Source organism: Natrialba sp. PRR66 (assembly GCF_034808065.1).
Lineage (GTDB): Archaea > Halobacteriota > Halobacteria > Halobacteriales > Natrialbaceae > Natrialba > Natrialba aegyptia.
The window spans coordinates 292,805-308,970 of the sequence record NZ_JAXHGN010000005.1 but is presented as its reverse complement, the minus strand read 5'-3'; the positions used below and the strand labels follow the sequence as shown (position 1 = coordinate 308,970).

At 64.3% G+C, this 16,166-nt stretch carries 17 protein-coding genes; 5 read left to right on the top strand and 12 right to left on the bottom strand.

What is annotated here, in order from left to right:
• Nucleotides 1-62 precede the first annotated feature (62 nt).
• The 4 genes from SM755_RS18520 to SM755_RS18505 all read right to left on the bottom strand — a co-directional run bounded on the left by SM755_RS18520 (nucleotide 63) and on the right by SM755_RS18505 (nucleotide 4,677).
• Nucleotides 63-1,082, bottom strand: coding sequence for an SDR family oxidoreductase (locus SM755_RS18520; RefSeq protein ID WP_323173942.1), 1,020 nt, complete (start codon nucleotides 1,080-1,082; stop codon nucleotides 63-65).
• A gap of 117 nt (nucleotides 1,083-1,199) precedes the next feature.
• Entirely contained in the window at nucleotides 1,200-2,570 is a 1,371-nt protein-coding gene (locus tag SM755_RS18515; protein ID WP_323173941.1) for an MATE family efflux transporter, read from the bottom strand.
• A gap of 122 nt (nucleotides 2,571-2,692) precedes the next feature.
• Nucleotides 2,693-3,496 (bottom strand): endonuclease V, encoded by an 804-nt coding sequence (locus SM755_RS18510; protein ID WP_323173940.1) that lies wholly within the window; start codon nucleotides 3,494-3,496, stop codon nucleotides 2,693-2,695.
• A 233-nt stretch (nucleotides 3,497-3,729) separates the two neighbouring features.
• Nucleotides 3,730-4,677, bottom strand: coding sequence for a rhomboid family intramembrane serine protease (locus SM755_RS18505; RefSeq protein ID WP_323173939.1), 948 nt, complete (start codon nucleotides 4,675-4,677; stop codon nucleotides 3,730-3,732).
• A 127-nt stretch (nucleotides 4,678-4,804) separates the two neighbouring features.
• Here SM755_RS18505 and SM755_RS18500 point away from each other — a divergent pair, with 127 nt between their 5' ends.
• From SM755_RS18500 to SM755_RS18490, 3 genes are read left to right on the top strand one after another with little or no spacing between them, the layout of a single operon-like run.
• Nucleotides 4,805-5,245 (top strand): DUF5788 family protein, encoded by a 441-nt coding sequence (locus SM755_RS18500; RefSeq protein WP_006666481.1) that lies wholly within the window; start codon nucleotides 4,805-4,807, stop codon nucleotides 5,243-5,245.
• A gap of 5 nt (nucleotides 5,246-5,250) precedes the next feature.
• Nucleotides 5,251-7,032 carry a DNA polymerase/3'-5' exonuclease PolX gene (gene polX / locus SM755_RS18495; protein WP_323173938.1) on the top strand — a complete coding sequence of 594 codons (1,782 nt, stop codon included), beginning with the start codon at nucleotides 5,251-5,253 and terminating at the stop codon, nucleotides 7,030-7,032.
• Between the two features lie 27 nt (nucleotides 7,033-7,059).
• On the top strand, nucleotides 7,060-7,566 hold the full coding sequence (locus SM755_RS18490; protein ID WP_323173937.1) for a Mut7-C RNAse domain-containing protein: 507 nt from the start codon (nucleotides 7,060-7,062) through the stop codon (nucleotides 7,564-7,566).
• A 99-nt stretch (nucleotides 7,567-7,665) separates the two neighbouring features.
• Here SM755_RS18490 and SM755_RS18485 read toward each other — a convergent pair whose 3' ends face one another.
• The gene (locus tag SM755_RS18485; protein ID WP_323173936.1) at nucleotides 7,666-8,439 is read right to left on the bottom strand and encodes a PHP-associated domain-containing protein; all 774 of its coding nucleotides are present in this window, start codon (nucleotides 8,437-8,439) and stop codon (nucleotides 7,666-7,668) included.
• Between the two features lie 265 nt (nucleotides 8,440-8,704).
• Here SM755_RS18485 and SM755_RS18480 point away from each other — a divergent pair, with 265 nt between their 5' ends.
• Nucleotides 8,705-8,992, top strand: coding sequence for a hypothetical protein (locus tag SM755_RS18480; RefSeq protein ID WP_006666485.1), 288 nt, complete (start codon nucleotides 8,705-8,707; stop codon nucleotides 8,990-8,992).
• Between the two features lie 93 nt (nucleotides 8,993-9,085).
• Here SM755_RS18480 and SM755_RS18475 read toward each other — a convergent pair whose 3' ends face one another.
• Nucleotides 9,086-9,523, bottom strand: coding sequence for a transcription elongation factor Spt5 (locus tag SM755_RS18475; protein WP_006666486.1), 438 nt, complete (start codon nucleotides 9,521-9,523; stop codon nucleotides 9,086-9,088).
• Entirely contained in the window at nucleotides 9,523-9,699 is a 177-nt protein-coding gene (locus SM755_RS18470) for a protein translocase SEC61 complex subunit gamma (RefSeq protein ID WP_006108780.1), read from the bottom strand. Before SM755_RS18470 ends, SM755_RS18475 begins: the two co-directional genes overlap by 1 nt.
• A 100-nt stretch (nucleotides 9,700-9,799) precedes the next feature.
• Here SM755_RS18470 and SM755_RS18465 point away from each other — a divergent pair, with 100 nt between their 5' ends.
• Nucleotides 9,800-10,039: a hypothetical protein gene (locus SM755_RS18465; protein WP_323173935.1), complete on the top strand. Its 240-nt coding sequence runs from the start codon at nucleotides 9,800-9,802 to the stop codon at nucleotides 10,037-10,039.
• A gap of 10 nt (nucleotides 10,040-10,049) precedes the next feature.
• Here SM755_RS18465 and SM755_RS18460 read toward each other — a convergent pair whose 3' ends face one another.
• The 5 genes from SM755_RS18460 to SM755_RS18440 form a co-directional block, all read right to left on the bottom strand.
• Nucleotides 10,050-11,012 carry a TIGR03557 family F420-dependent LLM class oxidoreductase gene (locus SM755_RS18460; protein WP_323173934.1) on the bottom strand — a complete coding sequence of 321 codons (963 nt, stop codon included), beginning with the start codon at nucleotides 11,010-11,012 and terminating at the stop codon, nucleotides 10,050-10,052.
• A 78-nt stretch (nucleotides 11,013-11,090) separates the two neighbouring features.
• Nucleotides 11,091-12,248 (bottom strand): trypsin-like peptidase domain-containing protein, encoded by a 1,158-nt coding sequence (locus SM755_RS18455; RefSeq protein ID WP_323173933.1) that lies wholly within the window; start codon nucleotides 12,246-12,248, stop codon nucleotides 11,091-11,093.
• A 161-nt stretch (nucleotides 12,249-12,409) separates the two neighbouring features.
• Nucleotides 12,410-13,648 carry a mandelate racemase/muconate lactonizing enzyme family protein gene (locus SM755_RS18450; RefSeq protein WP_323173932.1) on the bottom strand — a complete coding sequence of 413 codons (1,239 nt, stop codon included), beginning with the start codon at nucleotides 13,646-13,648 and terminating at the stop codon, nucleotides 12,410-12,412.
• Nucleotides 13,649-13,712: 64 nt separating this feature from the next.
• Nucleotides 13,713-14,792, bottom strand: coding sequence for a glucose 1-dehydrogenase (locus SM755_RS18445; RefSeq protein ID WP_323173931.1), 1,080 nt, complete (start codon nucleotides 14,790-14,792; stop codon nucleotides 13,713-13,715).
• 505 nt (nucleotides 14,793-15,297) lie between these two features.
• On the bottom strand, nucleotides 15,298-15,951 hold the full coding sequence (locus SM755_RS18440; RefSeq protein ID WP_323173930.1) for a bifunctional 4-hydroxy-2-oxoglutarate aldolase/2-dehydro-3-deoxy-phosphogluconate aldolase: 654 nt from the start codon (nucleotides 15,949-15,951) through the stop codon (nucleotides 15,298-15,300).
• Between the last annotated feature and the right edge of the window lie 215 nt (nucleotides 15,952-16,166).

The following is a 16,166-nucleotide window of genomic DNA, read 5'->3' as shown; positions in this document are numbered from 1 at the left end:
CGGTAACCGTTTCTTTCTATTCGGGGATTTGTAAAAATAGTTACTATCGTGACACGACAGCGTCAGGCGAGTTTCCGAAGGAGACCGTAGGCCGCATCCCGCAGCCGATCCGGTAGGAACCGAGCGTAGACGCCGTACTGGGCCAGCGGCCCGACGGGATACCGCGCCGGCGGCTCCGGCGTCGAGGCCGCATCGAGAATCGCTGCCGCAACATCGTCGGCTTCGGATGCGAAGGGGCCGCCTGCGCCGCCCCCGATCAACTGCGCCTCGTCGTAGAGTTCGTACAGCGACTCGTAGGCTGGGGTCCGCTCGTCGTCGGGCAGTTCCTCGTCGACGCGGTTCGTGAAGTTCGTCTCGACCGGGCCAGGTTCGATCAGGGTGACATCGATACCGAACTCGTCGACCTCGGCGCGCAGCGAGTCGGTCATCGCCTCGAGTGCGTGTTTCGAGCCGGCGTAGGTGCCGGAGCCGGGGATAGAGATGCGGCCGATCACGCTCGAGACGTTGATGATCCGGCCCTCGCCCTGGGCGCGCATGTGCGGCAGTGCGGCGCGGATGAGTCGATGGGGGCCGTAGACGTTGACATCGAACTGGCGGTGGAGATCCGCCGTCGAAATGTCTTCGAGGGGGCCCATCTGGGCGTACCCGGCGTTATTGACGAGACAATCAATTGCGCCGGTGAGATCGACGGTTCGTTCGACGACGGACGCGATCTGGTCGGGATCGGTTACGTCGAGTTCGAGTGTTGTACAGCCGGCCTCCTCGAGATCGGTGATGTCGTCCGCGTTGCGGGCCGTTGCGATGACTTGCCAGTCTCGCTGGAGAAATGCCGTGGCAGTGGCGCGTCCGATACCCGACGAACAGCCGGTGATCAGGACGGATTGTTTGCGGGTGTAGCGGTCGTCGTCGGCGTCCGTGTTCGACGACGTGCGATCGTCACGGTCGGACTGGGTTGGAGTCGTCGTTCCGGTCGCGGTCGCGGTCTCGGGATCGGTCGGTCCCCGGGATCGGTCCGTGTCGGCGCTGTCGGCCCCGACCTCGTCGGATTCCGCGGGACTCTCGTCTTCCTCAGCGGTGGCCATGTGTGACCCGTTCGTGAGACGATACCTAAGTATCGACGGTTTGTCGCGCTCGGTGGAAGTTCTATCGGCGATGACGGTCAGTCGTGTGATCGGGACTGGGATCGGTGCAGCGGCATCTCACTCCGAGAGGTTTCGCCGTTCGTTCATGAGTGCTGCTGCCGTGTCGGCCCAGTCGCTCCAGAGGAAGCCCGCCGTGACGACGAGCGTCCACCAGGCGTAACTGAGAACGATACCGACGTACACGCCGGGAAGGCCGTAGTCGAGTGTGATCCCCGCGAGGTAGGACACGCCGAGCATGAAGCCGAACGTGCCGGTAAAACGGGCGTAAAACGGCGTCCGCGTGTCACCTGCGCCTCGGAGGCTTCCGGAGATCGGGAAGAAGATACCGAAGAACAGCATCGAGACGCCGAAGACGCGGGTGAACGTGGCGGCGTGGGTGAGCGTTTCGGCGTCGTTCGTGAACACGCGGGCGATCGGCGTTGCGCCGACGACCAGAACGACACCGGCAATTCCGAGCGTCAGGACGCTGAGCGCGGTCATTGAGAGCCCCGAAAACCGTGCATCATCCGGTCTGCCGTCACCCAGGGTCTGCCCGACGACGATGCTCGCGGCGACGTTGAACGACCGGTACAGCGGCCCGGTGAGTTGCTGGTAGATTCGGCGGCCGATGTGGTAGGCAGCGTTGACCTCCGTGCCGAACGTGAGCAACAGCGCGTTGAACGGGAAGTTCGCGAGCGACGTGCTCATCCCCTCCGCGAAGTTCGGGAGGCTGACGGCGACCAACTGACGCGTGATCGTCAGCGACCGCGGGCGGGCGAACGAGAGTTCGGTCCAGGCGCTCGCGATTGCGGCGGTTATCATGATGGCCTCGATCGTTCGACTGACCGCCGTCGCCAACCCGACGCCGACGATGCCGAGTTCGGGAAAGACGCCGATCCCGAGTCCGAGTCCGACCGTCATGACGATGTTAACCCCGTTCGCGACGACGTTGACGGCCATCGGTGTCCGCGTGTCGCCGGTTCCCTGTAGCGATCGGGCACCGACGAGGCCGACGATTCGCATGGGCGCTGCGACGAAGACGAGCGCGAGGTACTGCCCGCCCATTCGGACGACCTCGGGTTCGGCACCGAGGATGGCGATCAGGGAGTCCGAGAGAGCGAGGCCGACGGCGATCAGCGGCAGGCCGGCCAGGAACCCGATGAGGATCGCCTGGGTGATCGCCCGGTCGCGCGTCGCCGTCGCCTCCCTGCCGGTATCCTGGCTGGAGAGGGCGATCGAACCAGTGCCGAGTCCGAGGCCGATGCGAAGTGGAATCTGCGCGTAGAGGTCCGCGAGCCCGATCGCGGCGACGGCGGCCGGCGAGAAGAGTCCGGTGACGACGATGTCGACCGTCCGCATCAGCGTGTTGAACGTCTGTTGGAGCGCGATCGGCCAGGACAGCGAGATCGTCCGTCGCCAGACGCCGAGTACGCGCGATCGGTCGACCATCTGTATCCGTTTTGGCAAGAGGTTGATCCGTCATATCAGGCTGCCGATAGCGGAACCCCGGTGCCGTCTGCGTATCGAACACCGCTTCGGCGGGACGTGAATGCAAATTCAGAGACCAGGATTCAGGAGTCCACGTAGCCGCGTTTGGCCTCGGTGGCGTAGCTATCGGCGAGGCGGACGGGCTCCGGCAGCTTGTAGGAAGACGCCAACGCGAGCGCGATATCGGCGGCCGTCTCAGGACCGACGCGGTGGCCGGGGCTGACGTACAGCGGGTTGATGTACCGATTCGGCGAGTCGTACTGGCGCGTCTGGACGGCGTAGCCGAGCAGCGTCCCCGCCGGTGCGTCGACCTTCGCGTTCGCCTCGATGCCGACGCGCGTTCCGGTCTGCAGATCCGCCGTTTCCTCGCACGGCGTGCCACAGAGGAGGCTCTTCGCGACGCCGACACTCGGCACGTCACGCACGACGCCGATATGGGTCGCGATGCCCGCCTGTCGGAAGTGAATGCGGCCGCTTCCATCGAACAAAAAGAGGTCGGGCTCGACCGAGAGTTCGTCGAGTGCCGCGAGAATAGCGCCGCCCTCGCGGAAGGACAGCAACCCCGGAATGTAGGGCGTTTCGAGGTCGGTAACGGCGGCGACGCGCTCGATCACTTCGCCGCCGCGCACGGCGACGACGGCGCTCAGCGCTCGGTCCTGGTCGCCCGCGTCGTTCGTGAGGAACGATTGGTCGATGCCGACGACGGTCGGCGGATCGGCGTCGGCCGCGGCGCTCGCGGCCAGCGGATTCGTCAGCGACTCGCAATCGAACGTGAACTCGTCGGTGAAGACGGCGGTGTCGGCGATTTCGCGCTGGAGGGATTCCATTGCCGCGCGGTCGAGTTCGGGATCGGGTGCGAGATCGGGGCGGGGCGGAGGTGCACACATTGGTCGTGGTAGTAGGTGTTGTGACCGAGCGAAAATAGGCGTTGAGGATGATGGAGCGCGGTGGCGGTATAGCGGTTGGATGTGGAAAAACGGATGGCGGTGTGTAGGGGATGATTCTGCGAAGACGTGCCGAAGCGCTGCGTAGTCGATGATACGGTGTGCAAAACTGCGGACGTGAGAAGGACGGTGTGGTGAATTACAGGTGCGGACGTGAAGAAGACGAAGGGGTCGCGTTAGAAGCGCCGACGACCGCCGGGGCCGCCGGGACCGCCCGGGCCACCCGGTCCGCCACCGCCGAGTCTGAACTTCCCCGACGTGCGGACGGTTTTGGTTCGTTTGACGTACTCGCCGTAGGCGAGGCCGACGAGGAGGCCGACGAGGTGGGCGGCATGGGCGACGTTTCCGCCGCCACCGGTGCCGATGAGGACGAGGCTAATGACAGCCGTTCCGGCCGTGAGGAGCCAGATAGGGACCGGGACGAGCCCGTAGAGGTAGACGGTGAGTTTCGGGTTCAGGACGGTGAGCACGCCCATGATCGCGAGGGCTGCACCGCTGGCACCGAGGACGCCGCCAACGCCCGGGATGACCGGCCCCTGATAGATTTGGATGGCAACCTGGCTGAGTCCGGCCAGGGCACCGCTGACGATGAACAGCGCCGCGAACTTCCGCGACCCGACGTAGCGCTCGACGAGCGGGCCGAAGAAGAATATCACGATGCTGTTGAACACGATGTGTAATATATCACCTGGATTGTGTGAGAATACCGAGGTTACCCAGGTCCAGACGTATTCAGGATGTTGGGGAGTCAGAATGAACAGCGTTCGGTGGAGGGCCCCACCCCCGATAAGAAGCGTGAGCCACTGCGCGAGGAACGTGAGCCATATCAACGCGAGGAACGTATACGTCATGTTCCCGCGGAAGTAGGCAAGCGGCCCGCCCGGTCCGGTATCGATTGGGAGGGCGTCGAGAACGCGCGAACTCGCGCTCTTTGACGTGCTTGTCCCGCCGTTGACGCTCTCGTCGAAGCCGCTATCGAAGACGCCGCTCGGATCGTTCCAGTTTTGCAGGCCGGAACAATTGTGGTTCTCTGGCAGCCGGTGGTCGGCACAATAAGTGCCGCCACAGTGCCGACAGTTGTACGGCATGTTTTCGTCTTTCCCACACACGTCGCACGTAGCCATTGATGGGGGTATGCACGGCGTCGCTAAGGGGTTTGGGGTTCGTGTGACTGACGGGTGCATGACGAGAGCAGTATGGGAGTTCTGACCGGACTGTACATTTTTAGCGCCGCGAGCCCCATACTGAGACGTGCAAGAGTTCGAGCGCAAGCAACTGCTCGAGCGCGTCGAGCGCGAGGGCGCGACCGTCGGCGCGGACATTCCGGAGACGATCACGGTCCAGGGCGAGGAGATCGACCTCCGAACGTTCGTCTTCGAGATCAAACGCCGCGAGACCGTGCCAGCCGGCGAGCGCGACCGCGTCGAGCAGGCGAAACGCAACCTCCGTCGGGAACGCGTCGAGCGCATCGAAGCGATCGAAGAGGGCGACATCACCCGCGAGGAGGGCGAGGAACTGGCACAGAGCATCATCGGGATCGACCGGGGCCTGAACGCCCTCGAGAACCTCGGGCCGACGGATCTCGAGCGCGAACAAAAAGCCCAGCAGGCCGCCGACACGAAACGCTGGATGTCGTTCCTGAAACAGGCGCTCGGCCGCGAGGACGACGCGAGTTCACGGAGGGGGCGCTGATCGCGATGGCGACCAACGCCGAAATCGCCGGCCGCTTCGAGGAGTTCGCCGACCTGCTCGAGGCCGACGACGTGGAGTACAAACCGCGCGCGTACCGCCGTGCGGCTGAAAACGTCCGTGCGCACCCGTCACCGATCGCCGACTACGTCGAGGCGGGCGACCGCGACGCCATCGAAGACATCGACGGCGTCGGCGATGCGATCGCCACCAAAATCGTCGAGTACGTCGAAACGGGTTCGATCGATGAACTCGAGGAACTGCAGGCTGCACTCCCGATCGACATCGCCGACATCACCCGGATCGAGGGCGTCGGCCCGAAGACGGCCGGGAAGCTGTACCACGAGCTGGGTATCGAAACCCTGGACGATCTCGAGGCGGCCGCCGAAGCGAACGAGATACAGGCGGTCTCAGGTTTCGGCCCGAAAACCGAGCAGAACATCCGCGACAACATCGAGTTCGCCCGCGAGGTCGGAACGCGCCAGTTGCTCGGCGAGGCGCGCCCGCTCGCCGACGACGTGCTCGCCGAACTCGAGGGGATCGCGGAAGTCGAACGCTGCGAGGTCGCCGGCTCGATCCGGCGGTGGCGCGAGACGATCGGCGACGTCGACGTCCTCGTCGGCACGACCGACAACGAGGCCGTCATCGAGCAGTTCGTCGGGTGGGACTCCGTCGACAGCGAGATCGAGTCGGGACCGGCGAAGGCGAGCGTTCGCGTCGGCGAGATTCGCGTCGATCTTCGGGTCGTCGTCCCCGACGAGTTCGGCGCGGCGCTGCAGTACTTTACGGGGAGCAAGGACCACAACGTCAGCCTGCGAAACTACGCGATCGATCGGGGGCTGAAGGTAAACGAGTATGGCGTGTTCGACGTGAGCGAGGTCGACGCCGGCCCAGACGGCGACGGGTCGGGCTCGGGGGCGGATGGCAGTCAGCGCATCGGCGACCGGCTGGCGGGCGAGACGGAGGAGGGGATGTACGAGGCGCTCGGGCTGGACTGGATGCCGCCCGAGTTGCGGACGGATCGGGGCGAGATCGGGGCGTCAGAAGCGGGAACGCTTCCGGACCTGCTTACGCGCGAGGACATCCGCGGCGACTTCCACAGCCACACGGAGTGGTCGGACGGCAACAACACCATCGAGGAGATGGTCGGGGCCGCCGACGAGCGCGGCTACGATTACTTCGGACTCGCCGACCACGCCGAGGGACCGGGTATCGTCGGCGGCATGGGGCTGTCGGACACCGAAATCCTAGAGCAGGTCGAACAGATCCGCGAAGTCGACGCCGCGAGCGACATCGACGTCTTCGCCGGCATCGAGGCGAACGTCGACGCCGACGGCGAGATCGGCCTCTCCGCGGAGGCCATCGACGCCCTCGACGTGATCGTCGCCTCAACGCACAGCGCCCTCGATCAGGACACCGAGCGGGCGACGAACCGCCTCGTTCGCGCGGTCGAAAATCCCGCGGTCGACGTACTGGGCCATCCGAGCGGCCGACTGCTGAACGAACGCTCCGGACTCGATTTCGACGCGACCGCCCTCGGCGAGGCGGCCGCCGAACACGACACCGCACTCGAGGTCAACAGCAACCCGCGACGCCTGGACCTGTGGGGTAGCGCCGTCCAGGCCGCCATCGACGCGGGCGCAAAGATCGCCATCAACACGGACGCCCACCAGCCGTCGACGCTCGAGTTCATGCGCTGGGGCGTTCACACGGCCCGCCGCGGGTGGGCCGAACCGGGAGACGTGATCAACACCTGGGAACTCGAGGCGGTACGCGAGTTCTTGCACTGATCGGCTGTGCCCGTTTTCGAACAGCCCATGCAATTTCTCCTCGATACCATGTGCGGCGGCCTCGTCTCGTACCTCCGAATGTGCAACTACGACACCGTCTACGCCGGCGACCGAAATCTGGAGGCGGACGACGACGTGATCGCCGCCGCTCGCGACGACGACCGAACGATCGTGACGCGCGATAGTGAACTCGCGACCCGCGCCGCGGACGCGATTCTCTTGACGGCACACGAGGTCGACGAGCAACTCGCGCAACTGCACGAGGCCGGCGTCGAACTCGAACTCCCGCCGGAACCGGCCGTTTGCGGGCGGTGTAACGGACGGCTCGAACGGGTCGAGCCGTCGGAATCGACGCCGGAGTACGCGCCCGAACCCGGCGCGTTCGAGAGCGAAACGCCGGCCGCCGGTCGGGACGACGGATCGTCACGGTCGTCGACGGGGCCCACCCCGGTCTGGCGCTGTCAGTCGTGCGGGCAGTATTTCTGGCGCGGCAGTCACTGGGATCGGGTCGGCGAGATGCTTCCCGGTTGCTGATCGACGCTCTGGACTGCGGCGCTAGGAAGGGGGGGGAGAGTGCGTGGAGGAGGAGCGGACGGAACGATGCCGTGATTCGATGAGAAACGACCGACGCCGTCAGTAAACGGCCGCATCGTCGAACCGGCCGTCGTATGCGATGTGATCCGGATGCGTCGGCTCCGTGCCGGAGAGAAACAGCCGGTCGGCCTTCTCCCAGGTGTTCTCATAGCCCAGATGGAGCAACTCGTTCGCCGTCGTTCGCCACCGTCGCAGGCCGTTCTTATAGACGACGCGCCGCGAGACGCCGTCGTCGAGTGCATCGAGGAGGTCCCGTTCCGTTTCGATTGCCCGCTCGAAGACGGTGTAGGCGCTCCCGATCGAACGCGGGAGATGGGCGTAGGACGACGTATACGGGGGATACTCGAGTTCAGTTGCGAGTTCCCGCGCCCGCCGGTTGTGGTGGGGCAGATGCTTCGGGTTGAAGATCTCGATCGCGTCGATCGTCCCCTCGTACCGGTACAGATCGGCGGCCGTGAGACTGACGGTGGCGAACTCGGGATGCGGAACGAGAACCGTTGCGTCCTGGCGGTCGAACTCGGCCATCGCCGCTTCGAGCGAGATGAAATCGGGAACTGGGTCCTCGAGACCCAGCGCGAGGACGTGTTTCCGGTCCGTCCAGGTGCCGGTAAACACCTCGCGGGCGGGGATGACCAACAGCTCTTCGGTCGAATACCGGGCCGCAATCTCGCGAATCTCCGGTAGCCGCCGGAAGTGCGGTGCATAGACCATCGCGTCGAGCCCTGCCTCGGTCGCCCGTTCGATCACAGCCTCGTTGAGGACCTTCGTGTGACAGTCGACTCGAGACGCCACTCCGTCGCTCACGTCACTCACATGCCCCCGTTTCGCGACCGAAAAGTTATGAATTCTGATTCTGAACTCGGTTAACGGTTGGATCTGGGCCGGAATGGTGTATGGCTGTCACTATCAGACTCGGCATCTCACGATTATTTCTTGTCATTTCTACACCTGTCGCTACCGATTCGATGGTCACGAGTTCCATCCCGCTCCCTGGCGGTGCCGCTTCTATGTCTGTTTGCGATCACATAGACTGCGAAAAGACCATTAGGACGGCCTCTCGAGTTCACTGTGAAGACGAATGGCCTGGGAATGTGGAATCGATGGCTGTGGCGAGGTCTTCGCGGATGTCGAATCGGCCGTCGTCCATCAGGCGACCGAGCACGACCAGTGTGAGTGCAACGTCTGTGGAACGGTCGTTCCGGACGGCTATCTCGCGATTCGGCACGCCTTTACGGAACATAGTCGTGCGGAGTACGTCCGCGCGTACGGCGCGAGTTCAGCCGAGGTTCGCGAGCGCGAGGAACTGCTGTCGGCAATCGAGGATGTGGCGGACACCGAAGCGATCGCAACTGAGTTAGATCGGTAGCGGGTCGACGCGACAGTCGAAGTGCCAGTCGAGAAAAAGCGGTGCTGGTAGGTATTCGCAATTCGAGACGAGATGCGCCGGACGGTGGTCGTCTTAGCGCTCGTCGCTGTCCAGCACGCGAATCTGGTCCCCGCGGACCGTCACCGGAATCGGAACCGTCGCCTCGTAGAGTTCGACCGTCACCTGATCTTTGCCCTCGTCGATGCGCTGGACCTGGGCCTTCTCGCCCTTGAACGGGCCGGCGATGAGTTCGACGATGTCGCCCTCGGCGATCCCTTCGACGTCCGGCTTCGGCGAGAGGAAATGCTCGACTTCGGAGATATCCGACTCGCCCGGGACGATGTTGCGGGCGTGTGGGATGTCCTCAAGGACGCGGCTCAGGACGGCGTCACCGTCGGCCTCGACCATCACGTAGGAGGTAAGCGAGTCCGGCGCGAGTGCGGCGTGAATCTCGGGTTCCTCGCGGTTGATGATCATGTCCGCGACGGTGCGTTCCTGACTCGCCGTCGTTTTGACAGCGAAGATGCCCATCAGAGACCACCGCCCGGTAACAGAAGCATGATCCCTCCAATGATGAATCCGAGCAATCCGACCAGGAGGATTCCTGCACCGGCGATTTTCGACACCTGGAAGAACTCCTGACTGGTGGGTGTCGTCGCCATTTTCAATACCCGAACGTACGAGGTGAGGTCGTAGGGAACGTCCATATTTGTCTATTCACAGCGCGGGGTCTTTTATTTGTCTTTCGTGTCCCACGTTGCACTCGACGGCCTGTCGTCCAAACCGTTCGGCAACGAAGCCAGACACATGGCAGAAGACGATACCGACCGCGCGGACGAGTACGAATCCGAACGCGAGGCGGAGATCGAAGACGAACTCGAACGGATCGACCGCGATCCCGACGAAGCCGACGACGGGAGCACCGAAGTCGGCTCGCAGAGCGCCCCACGGCGCGACGACCGCGGCGGGGCTGCCGACGATGAACTCGAAGAAACGAGCGAGGAAGCGGAGAACGAGGAAGACGACCAAGCGGAGACAACCGGCTAACGCACGCTACCTATTCGATCGCCGGTATCACTTCGTTCTCGTAGAACTCGACGAACTCGGCCTGGTTCGGCCCGATCTGGTGGATCGTGACGTGGTCGAAGCCGGCGTCGACGTACTCCTGGATCGCCGAGATGTGCGCTTCGGGATCCGGCCCGCAGACGACTCGCTCCGCGATTTCGTCCGCCGTAACCGCTTCAGTCGCCTGCTCGAAGTGAGCGGGCGTCGCGAGTTCCCACATCAGTTTCCCCGGCAGTGCCGCTTGCGGCCAGATTTCGTGAGCCGTCTCGATCGCTTCCTGTTCGTCTTCGGCGTAGCAGATGTCGAGTTCAGCGTAGCGGGGTGCGTCCGCGGTCTCGTTTTCGTCTGTCTCGAAGGAGTCGACGAGGGTGTCGTCGGGACGGACGGCGACGAGACCGTCGCCGATGTCGCCGGCGGCTTGTGCGGTTTTCGGGCCGTCGGCGGCGACGTGGATCGGCGGGAGGTCATCCGGGAGCGTGTAGATGCGAGCGTTCTCGACGGTGTAGTAGTCGCCGTGATAGCTCGTGGTGGTCCCTTCCCAGAGGGTGCGGATGATGTCGACGGCCTCGCGAAGCATCTCGAGTCGGATCTCGTGTTCCGGCCACCGGTCGCCGAGGATGTGTTCGCTCAGTTGCTCGCCGGTGCCGACGCCGAGGAAGAACCGGCCGGGAAGCTGGACGCCGGCCGTTGCGGCCGCCTGGGCGATGATCGCCGGATGGTAGCGGATGATCGGGCACGTGATCGCGGTGCCGAGTCGGAGATCGGTCGTCGCCTGTGCGATCGCGCCGATCACGTTCCAGGCGAACGGACTCTCGCCCTGGATCGATGTCCACGGATGGAAGTGATCCGAGATCATCGCGAACTCGAAGGCGGACTGTTCGGCGAGGGTGGCGTAGTCGACGAGTTCGTTGGGGCCGTGTTCCTCGCAGATGAGTTTGTAGCCGATGTCGGTCATGGGTCGGGTGATCGGTCACACCAGATCCGACGCCGACAATTGCGCGCTTGCAACTGCCGTGTCTCGGCAATCGGCTGCTCAGGGCGGTTCGGGCGGCGTTTGGGTCGGCGTCTCTTGTTCGGGTCGCTCTTCGAGGGTGAGATCGACCGTCTGGTGGTCTCCGTCGCGGATGATCTCGATTTCGATCGTGTCTTCGGGGGAGGTGTCGAGCGCCAGAACGGTCGAAAGGCGGTCCTCGTTCGGGATCGGTTCGCCTTCGATGGCGACGATTACGTCGCCGCCGACGGGGACGGGCGTTCCGTCGACGGTCGTCTCCTCGGAGACCGGTTCGAGGACGCCGTCGGCGGGAGAATCGGGGACGGTTTCCGCGACGAGTACGCCGCGCGGTTCGTCGAGGTCGTTCGCCTCGGCGATCTGTGGCCCGACCGGGAGGACGCCGACGCCCATGTAGGCGTGTTCGTACGTCCCGGTGTCGATAAGTTGCGGGACGACTCGTTCCGCGAGCAGGGCGGAGATAGCGAAGCCGATCGTCTGGCTGGCGCCGGCGAAGACGATGCCGAGCACGTCGCCGTCGAGAGTGACGAGCGGGCCGCCGCTGTTGCCGGGGTTGACCGGCGCGTCGGTCTGGATCGCGGCGGGGATGGCGAAGCCGGTCGGGCTCGGAAGCGAGCGGTCGATCCCGCTGACGAGTCCCTGTGAGACGGAGGCGTCAAGTCCGAGCGGGTTGCCGAGGGCGAGCACCTCCTGGCCGATGACGGGGTCGTCGTCGGCAAAGGAGAGTCCGTTGACGATGTCGGGAAAGTCGTCGACCTCGATAACGGCGATGTCGCTGTGCGGATCGGCGCCGACGACCGAGCCGGTTCGCCATTGCTCGTCGCGAAACTGGAGTTCGACATCGCTCGCCTCGCCGACGACGTGGGCGTTGGTGATGACGTGGTCGTCGACGACGAATCCGGAGCCGAGTCCGCCCTGCTGGTTTTCGGTCCCGGTACCGTCGCCGGTGCCCCCAACAACGACGAGGACGACATCGTCGATGCTCTCGTCGTAGATTTCGGTGTACGGACTCTCGGATTCGGTTCCGGAGTCGGATCCGGTTTCGGACCCGGATTCGTTCTCGGAGTCCTGTGCCAGTACAGTCGTGGTCCCGCCGCCGATCAGGGCAGCTGTGCCGACCAGGCCGGCCTGTGTTCGAAGGAACTGCCGTCGCGCAAGCGCTCGCTCTCGTTGTCGTTGCATCGTCGTGGGGGTCCCCACCCCGACGAACGCTATAAAACACGCCCCAGCACGGGCGCGGAAACGGAGAATCAGACGGTGGCGCGTGCCTCATCCGAACTGCGGACGGTCAGTTCCAGCGCACCCGTCGGGGTGATGGCGGGCAATCGCTACAGCGGACCGTCTCAGGCCTCGTCGAAGAGTTCGTCGCCGTCGATCATGTGCTCCTCGACGGCGTCCATATCGAGCGTGACGCCGAGTCCCGGTTTCTCGGGGATTTCGATGTAGCCGTCCTCGATGATGTCTTCTTCGACCAGATCCGCCCACCAGTCGAGTTCGTAGGAGTGGTACTCGACGGCGAGCGAGTTCGGAATCGCCGCGCCGACGTGGGCGCTCGCCATCGTCGCGACGGGCGAGGAAACATTGTGCATCGCAACGGGCACGTAGTAGAGGTCGGCGAGGTCGGCGATCTTCTGCGTTTCGCGCATGCCACCGACCTTGGGCATGTCGGGGGCGATGATGTCGACGGCCTGCTCTTCGAGCAGGCGGCGCTGGCCGTGTTTGCGGTAGACGTTTTCGCCGACGGTGATCGGCGTCGTGGTCCCCTGCGTGACCTCCCGCTGGACGTCGTGGTTCTCCGGCGGGACGGGGTCTTCGAGCCACCAGACGTCGTACGCTTCGAGGCGTTCCGCGAGACGCTTGGCGGAGCCGCCGGAGAACGTCCAGTGACAGTCGAAAGCCACGTCGGCACGGTCGCCGACGCGTTCGGTGACGGCTTCGACGATCGAGGCCTTGTGTTCGATCTCGGGTTCGCGAAGGTGGCGGTTCGCGCGGTCCTTTTCGTGGCCCGAAGGGACGTCGAGGTCGAACTTCAGGGCGTCGTAGCCGAGTTCTTCGACGACGCGCTCGGCTTCGTCGGCGCAGGCGTCGGGGTCGGCCTCTTCCTCAGTGTGACAGTCGCAGTAGACGCGGACCTCGTCGCGGTACTTGCCGCCGAGCAACTGGTAGGCCGGCACGTCGAGGATTTTCCCCGCGAGGTCGTGGAGTGCAACTTCGATTCCCGCGATTGCGGTCACGGTGACGCCGCCGATCGAGCCCTCGCCGGACATCTTCTGGACGAGGTGTTCCGTGAGTCGATCAATGTCAAGCGGGTTCTCGCCCTGCAGGAACGGCGTCATGCGCTCGATCAGCTCTGGAACGCCCGCCCCCCAGTACGCCTCGCCGGTGCCGACGGTCCCCGCGTCCGTGTAGATTCGCACGAGCGTCCACGGGAAGTTGCCGTCGATCATCGTCGTCTGGATGTCCGTGATCTCCACATCGCGGCCACCCCCGCGTTCTCGGGTGACGCCCATCGTCTCCGCCGAGAGTTCGCGCATCGTGTACTCGGCGTTCGGGTCGTGAAGCTGCGAGTAATCGATTCCCATAGAAACCCCACTTACACCTATGGTAGTAATTGTTTTGAATCCGTGGTGGGTTCACGAGTCTCACTCAGAAGCCGCCCGCCGGCGCGTCGAACTCGACCGCAGTTTTGACGACATCGTCGCCGTTTTTGAATGCTTCCGTGTACTCGCCGAGATCGTAGACGCCCGTCACGAGTTCGTCGGTGAACCACTCGGGAAGTTGCGAGAGCGTGTCGATGGCGGCCTCGAAGTGGCCGCGGTGGGAGTTGACGGTGCCGAGGAGTGCCTTGTTGTGCAAGACGAGTTCGCGGTGGAGGCGACCGCCGTCGACCTCGAACTCCCAGGGTTCGGGGACGCCGAGCAGGACGCCGACCCCGTTGGGTGCGAGCGCGTCGACCGTCTCGAAGGCGTGTTTGGCGTGGCCGGTCGCCTCGTAGACTAGATCGACGGCTTCGTGGGCGTCCGGAATTTCCGAAACCGGCGTCTCGCGGGAGTCGACGTAGGTCGCGCCGAGATCCTCGACGAGTTCGACGGTCGGATGGGAGCGATCCCGCCGACCGAGACAGTAGGTGCGGTCGATGTCGAGGACCGATTCGAACATCGCGAGCGTGAGCAGCCCGAGCGGGCCGTTACCGAGGACGAGCGCCGTCTCGGGGGTCCAGTCGAACGCGGAGCGCGTCGCGACGGCGTGCTCGATGGCCTTTTCGGTGATGCTGATCGGTTCGACGAGAAAGCCGAGTTCGGCGAGTTCAGGCGGGATCGAAACGAGATACTCGGCGGGGCTAGTGACGTATTCCGCCATGAACCCGTGTGCACCCACGATCCCGCGCTCGAAGTACTCGTCCTCGGGTGCCATATCCGGCTCGCCTCGCTCGAAGAACTCATTGGAGCGACCCGGCGGGCGACGGACGGTCGGCACGACGAACTCGCCGGCGTCAAGGTCGGTGCCGTTTGGCTCTTCGACGACGCCGACGGCCTCGTGGCCGAGGACGAGTCGGTCAGCGCCCGCGGGCAGGTTTCCGTGATGGCCCGCGATTACTTCGTGGTCGGTCCCGTCGATCCCGACGCGAAGCGTGCGCACGAGCGCTTCTCCCGGTTCGGGTTCGGGACGGGGCCGCTCGACGAGCGAAGGCTCCCCAGCACCCGGTTCGACAGCGATCGCTTTCATACCCGGATCTGAGAACCGCCGAAATAAAAATTTACCTCTCTAGTAGTAAATCTCTGAATACGGGTCGGCCGTCGGTAGTACTTATAATCTATTTTATAGTAATGGCCGACCGAGTTCGCTTCAATCGTTTCCCAGCGACGGCGAGTAACGGGCTGTGAGGCGCTCGTTCGGCCGAACTCGATCCGAGTTCGGTTGCTGCCCACACTACGTTTGGCAGTATATTCTGTATATCGTGACTCTCACGATCCGTAACTGGTGTTCGAGACGGTCGGTGCGTTCGGAATGCGGTGGTTTTTCGTCATAGATCGGCACTACCTGCCGGGCAGCAGCGATTTTTGAATGGTGGTTCTAGACCATCAGTAACGAATTGGGGAACAGGTGGGATAACGACAGTCCAGGGAGGTGGCTAGTCGACGGGTTATCATCGAGTCGGAACGCGAACGGGAGACGAAACGGGTGACTCGAAGGGAGGAAAACGAGTTCAGAACGGCAGGAAGTGAGACTGTCAGTTGCCGCGGGCGTCCTCGACGGCGGCGACGAACGATTCGGCGGTCGCTCGAACCTGATCCATATCGCCGCGGTCGATGGCGTCCGCGTCGAGAATCGCTCCGCCTGCGCCGACCGCAACCGCGCCGGCGTCGAAGAACTCGTCGACGTTGTCCGCCGAGACGCCGCCGGTCGGAATGATGTCGACGTCGCCGAGCGGGCCGCTGAGCGCGCTGATGTGTCCGGGACCGACCGTCGAGGCGGGGAACATCTTGAGCACGTCTGCGCCGGCCTCCATCGCGGTGACGGCCTCGGTGGGCGTCATGACGCCCGGTGCGGAGAGGACGCCGTGGCGGTTGCAGGTGCGAACGACCTCGGGACTGGTGGAAGGCGAGACGACGAACGTCGCGCCCGCGTCGATCACGGACTGGGCCGTCGCGGCGTCGAGGACGGTTCCGGCACCGAGTATCGCGTCGGTGTCCGCGAGTTCGCGGTCGACGGCGGCGATCATCTCGGCGGCGCGGGTGCCATCAGCCGTGATTTCGAGGGCCTCGACGCCGGCCTCATAGAGCGCGCGCGAGACGGGAACGACTTGCTCCTCGTCGACGCCGCGAACGACGGCGATGACGCCGCTGTCGACGATTCGGTCTAGGATGGTTCGCGTGTCGGTCATCGGTTTCCTCCACGTGTGCGTGACGGATAGTTCCTCTCGCATGGGTCGGCGTGGTTCGAAGGCATCGTCTCCGCGTTCTCCCGGGGGCGCAAAGAAATTTACCTAAATCGAGGCGCTACTGCCCCTTCCTCAGCGAGCGTCATCAGAACGCGACACGTTCTGATTGGCAGTCAGAAATCAACGATTTCTGACGACGCCCGAAGGCGCGAGCAGGG

What these genes read in the sequence shown, in the direction of transcription:
- SM755_RS18520 (WP_323173942.1), bottom strand. Translation starts at nt 1,082, where the DNA reads ATGGCCACCGCTGAGGAAGACGAGAGTCCCGCGGAATCCGACGAGGTC.
- SM755_RS18515 (WP_323173941.1), bottom strand. Translation starts at nt 2,570, where the DNA reads ATGGTCGACCGATCGCGCGTACTCGGCGTCTGGCGACGGACGATCTCG.
- SM755_RS18510 (WP_323173940.1), bottom strand. Translation starts at nt 3,496, where the DNA reads ATGTGTGCACCTCCGCCCCGCCCCGATCTCGCACCCGATCCCGAACTC.
- SM755_RS18505 (WP_323173939.1), bottom strand. Translation starts at nt 4,677, where the DNA reads ATGGCTACGTGCGACGTGTGTGGGAAAGACGAAAACATGCCGTACAAC.
- polX (WP_323173938.1), top strand. Translation starts at nt 5,251, where the DNA reads ATGGCGACCAACGCCGAAATCGCCGGCCGCTTCGAGGAGTTCGCCGAC.
- SM755_RS18490 (WP_323173937.1), top strand. Translation starts at nt 7,060, where the DNA reads ATGCAATTTCTCCTCGATACCATGTGCGGCGGCCTCGTCTCGTACCTC.
- SM755_RS18480 (WP_006666485.1), top strand. Translation starts at nt 8,705, where the DNA reads ATGGCCTGGGAATGTGGAATCGATGGCTGTGGCGAGGTCTTCGCGGAT.
- SM755_RS18475 (WP_006666486.1), bottom strand. Translation starts at nt 9,523, where the DNA reads ATGGGCATCTTCGCTGTCAAAACGACGGCGAGTCAGGAACGCACCGTC.
- SM755_RS18470 (WP_006108780.1), bottom strand. Translation starts at nt 9,699, where the DNA reads ATGGACGTTCCCTACGACCTCACCTCGTACGTTCGGGTATTGAAAATG.
- SM755_RS18465 (WP_323173935.1), top strand. Translation starts at nt 9,800, where the DNA reads ATGGCAGAAGACGATACCGACCGCGCGGACGAGTACGAATCCGAACGC.
- SM755_RS18460 (WP_323173934.1), bottom strand. Translation starts at nt 11,012, where the DNA reads ATGACCGACATCGGCTACAAACTCATCTGCGAGGAACACGGCCCCAAC.
- SM755_RS18455 (WP_323173933.1), bottom strand. Translation starts at nt 12,248, where the DNA reads ATGCAACGACAACGAGAGCGAGCGCTTGCGCGACGGCAGTTCCTTCGA.
- SM755_RS18450 (WP_323173932.1), bottom strand. Translation starts at nt 13,648, where the DNA reads ATGGGAATCGATTACTCGCAGCTTCACGACCCGAACGCCGAGTACACG.
- SM755_RS18445 (WP_323173931.1), bottom strand. Translation starts at nt 14,792, where the DNA reads ATGAAAGCGATCGCTGTCGAACCGGGTGCTGGGGAGCCTTCGCTCGTC.
- SM755_RS18440 (WP_323173930.1), bottom strand. Translation starts at nt 15,951, where the DNA reads ATGACCGACACGCGAACCATCCTAGACCGAATCGTCGACAGCGGCGTC.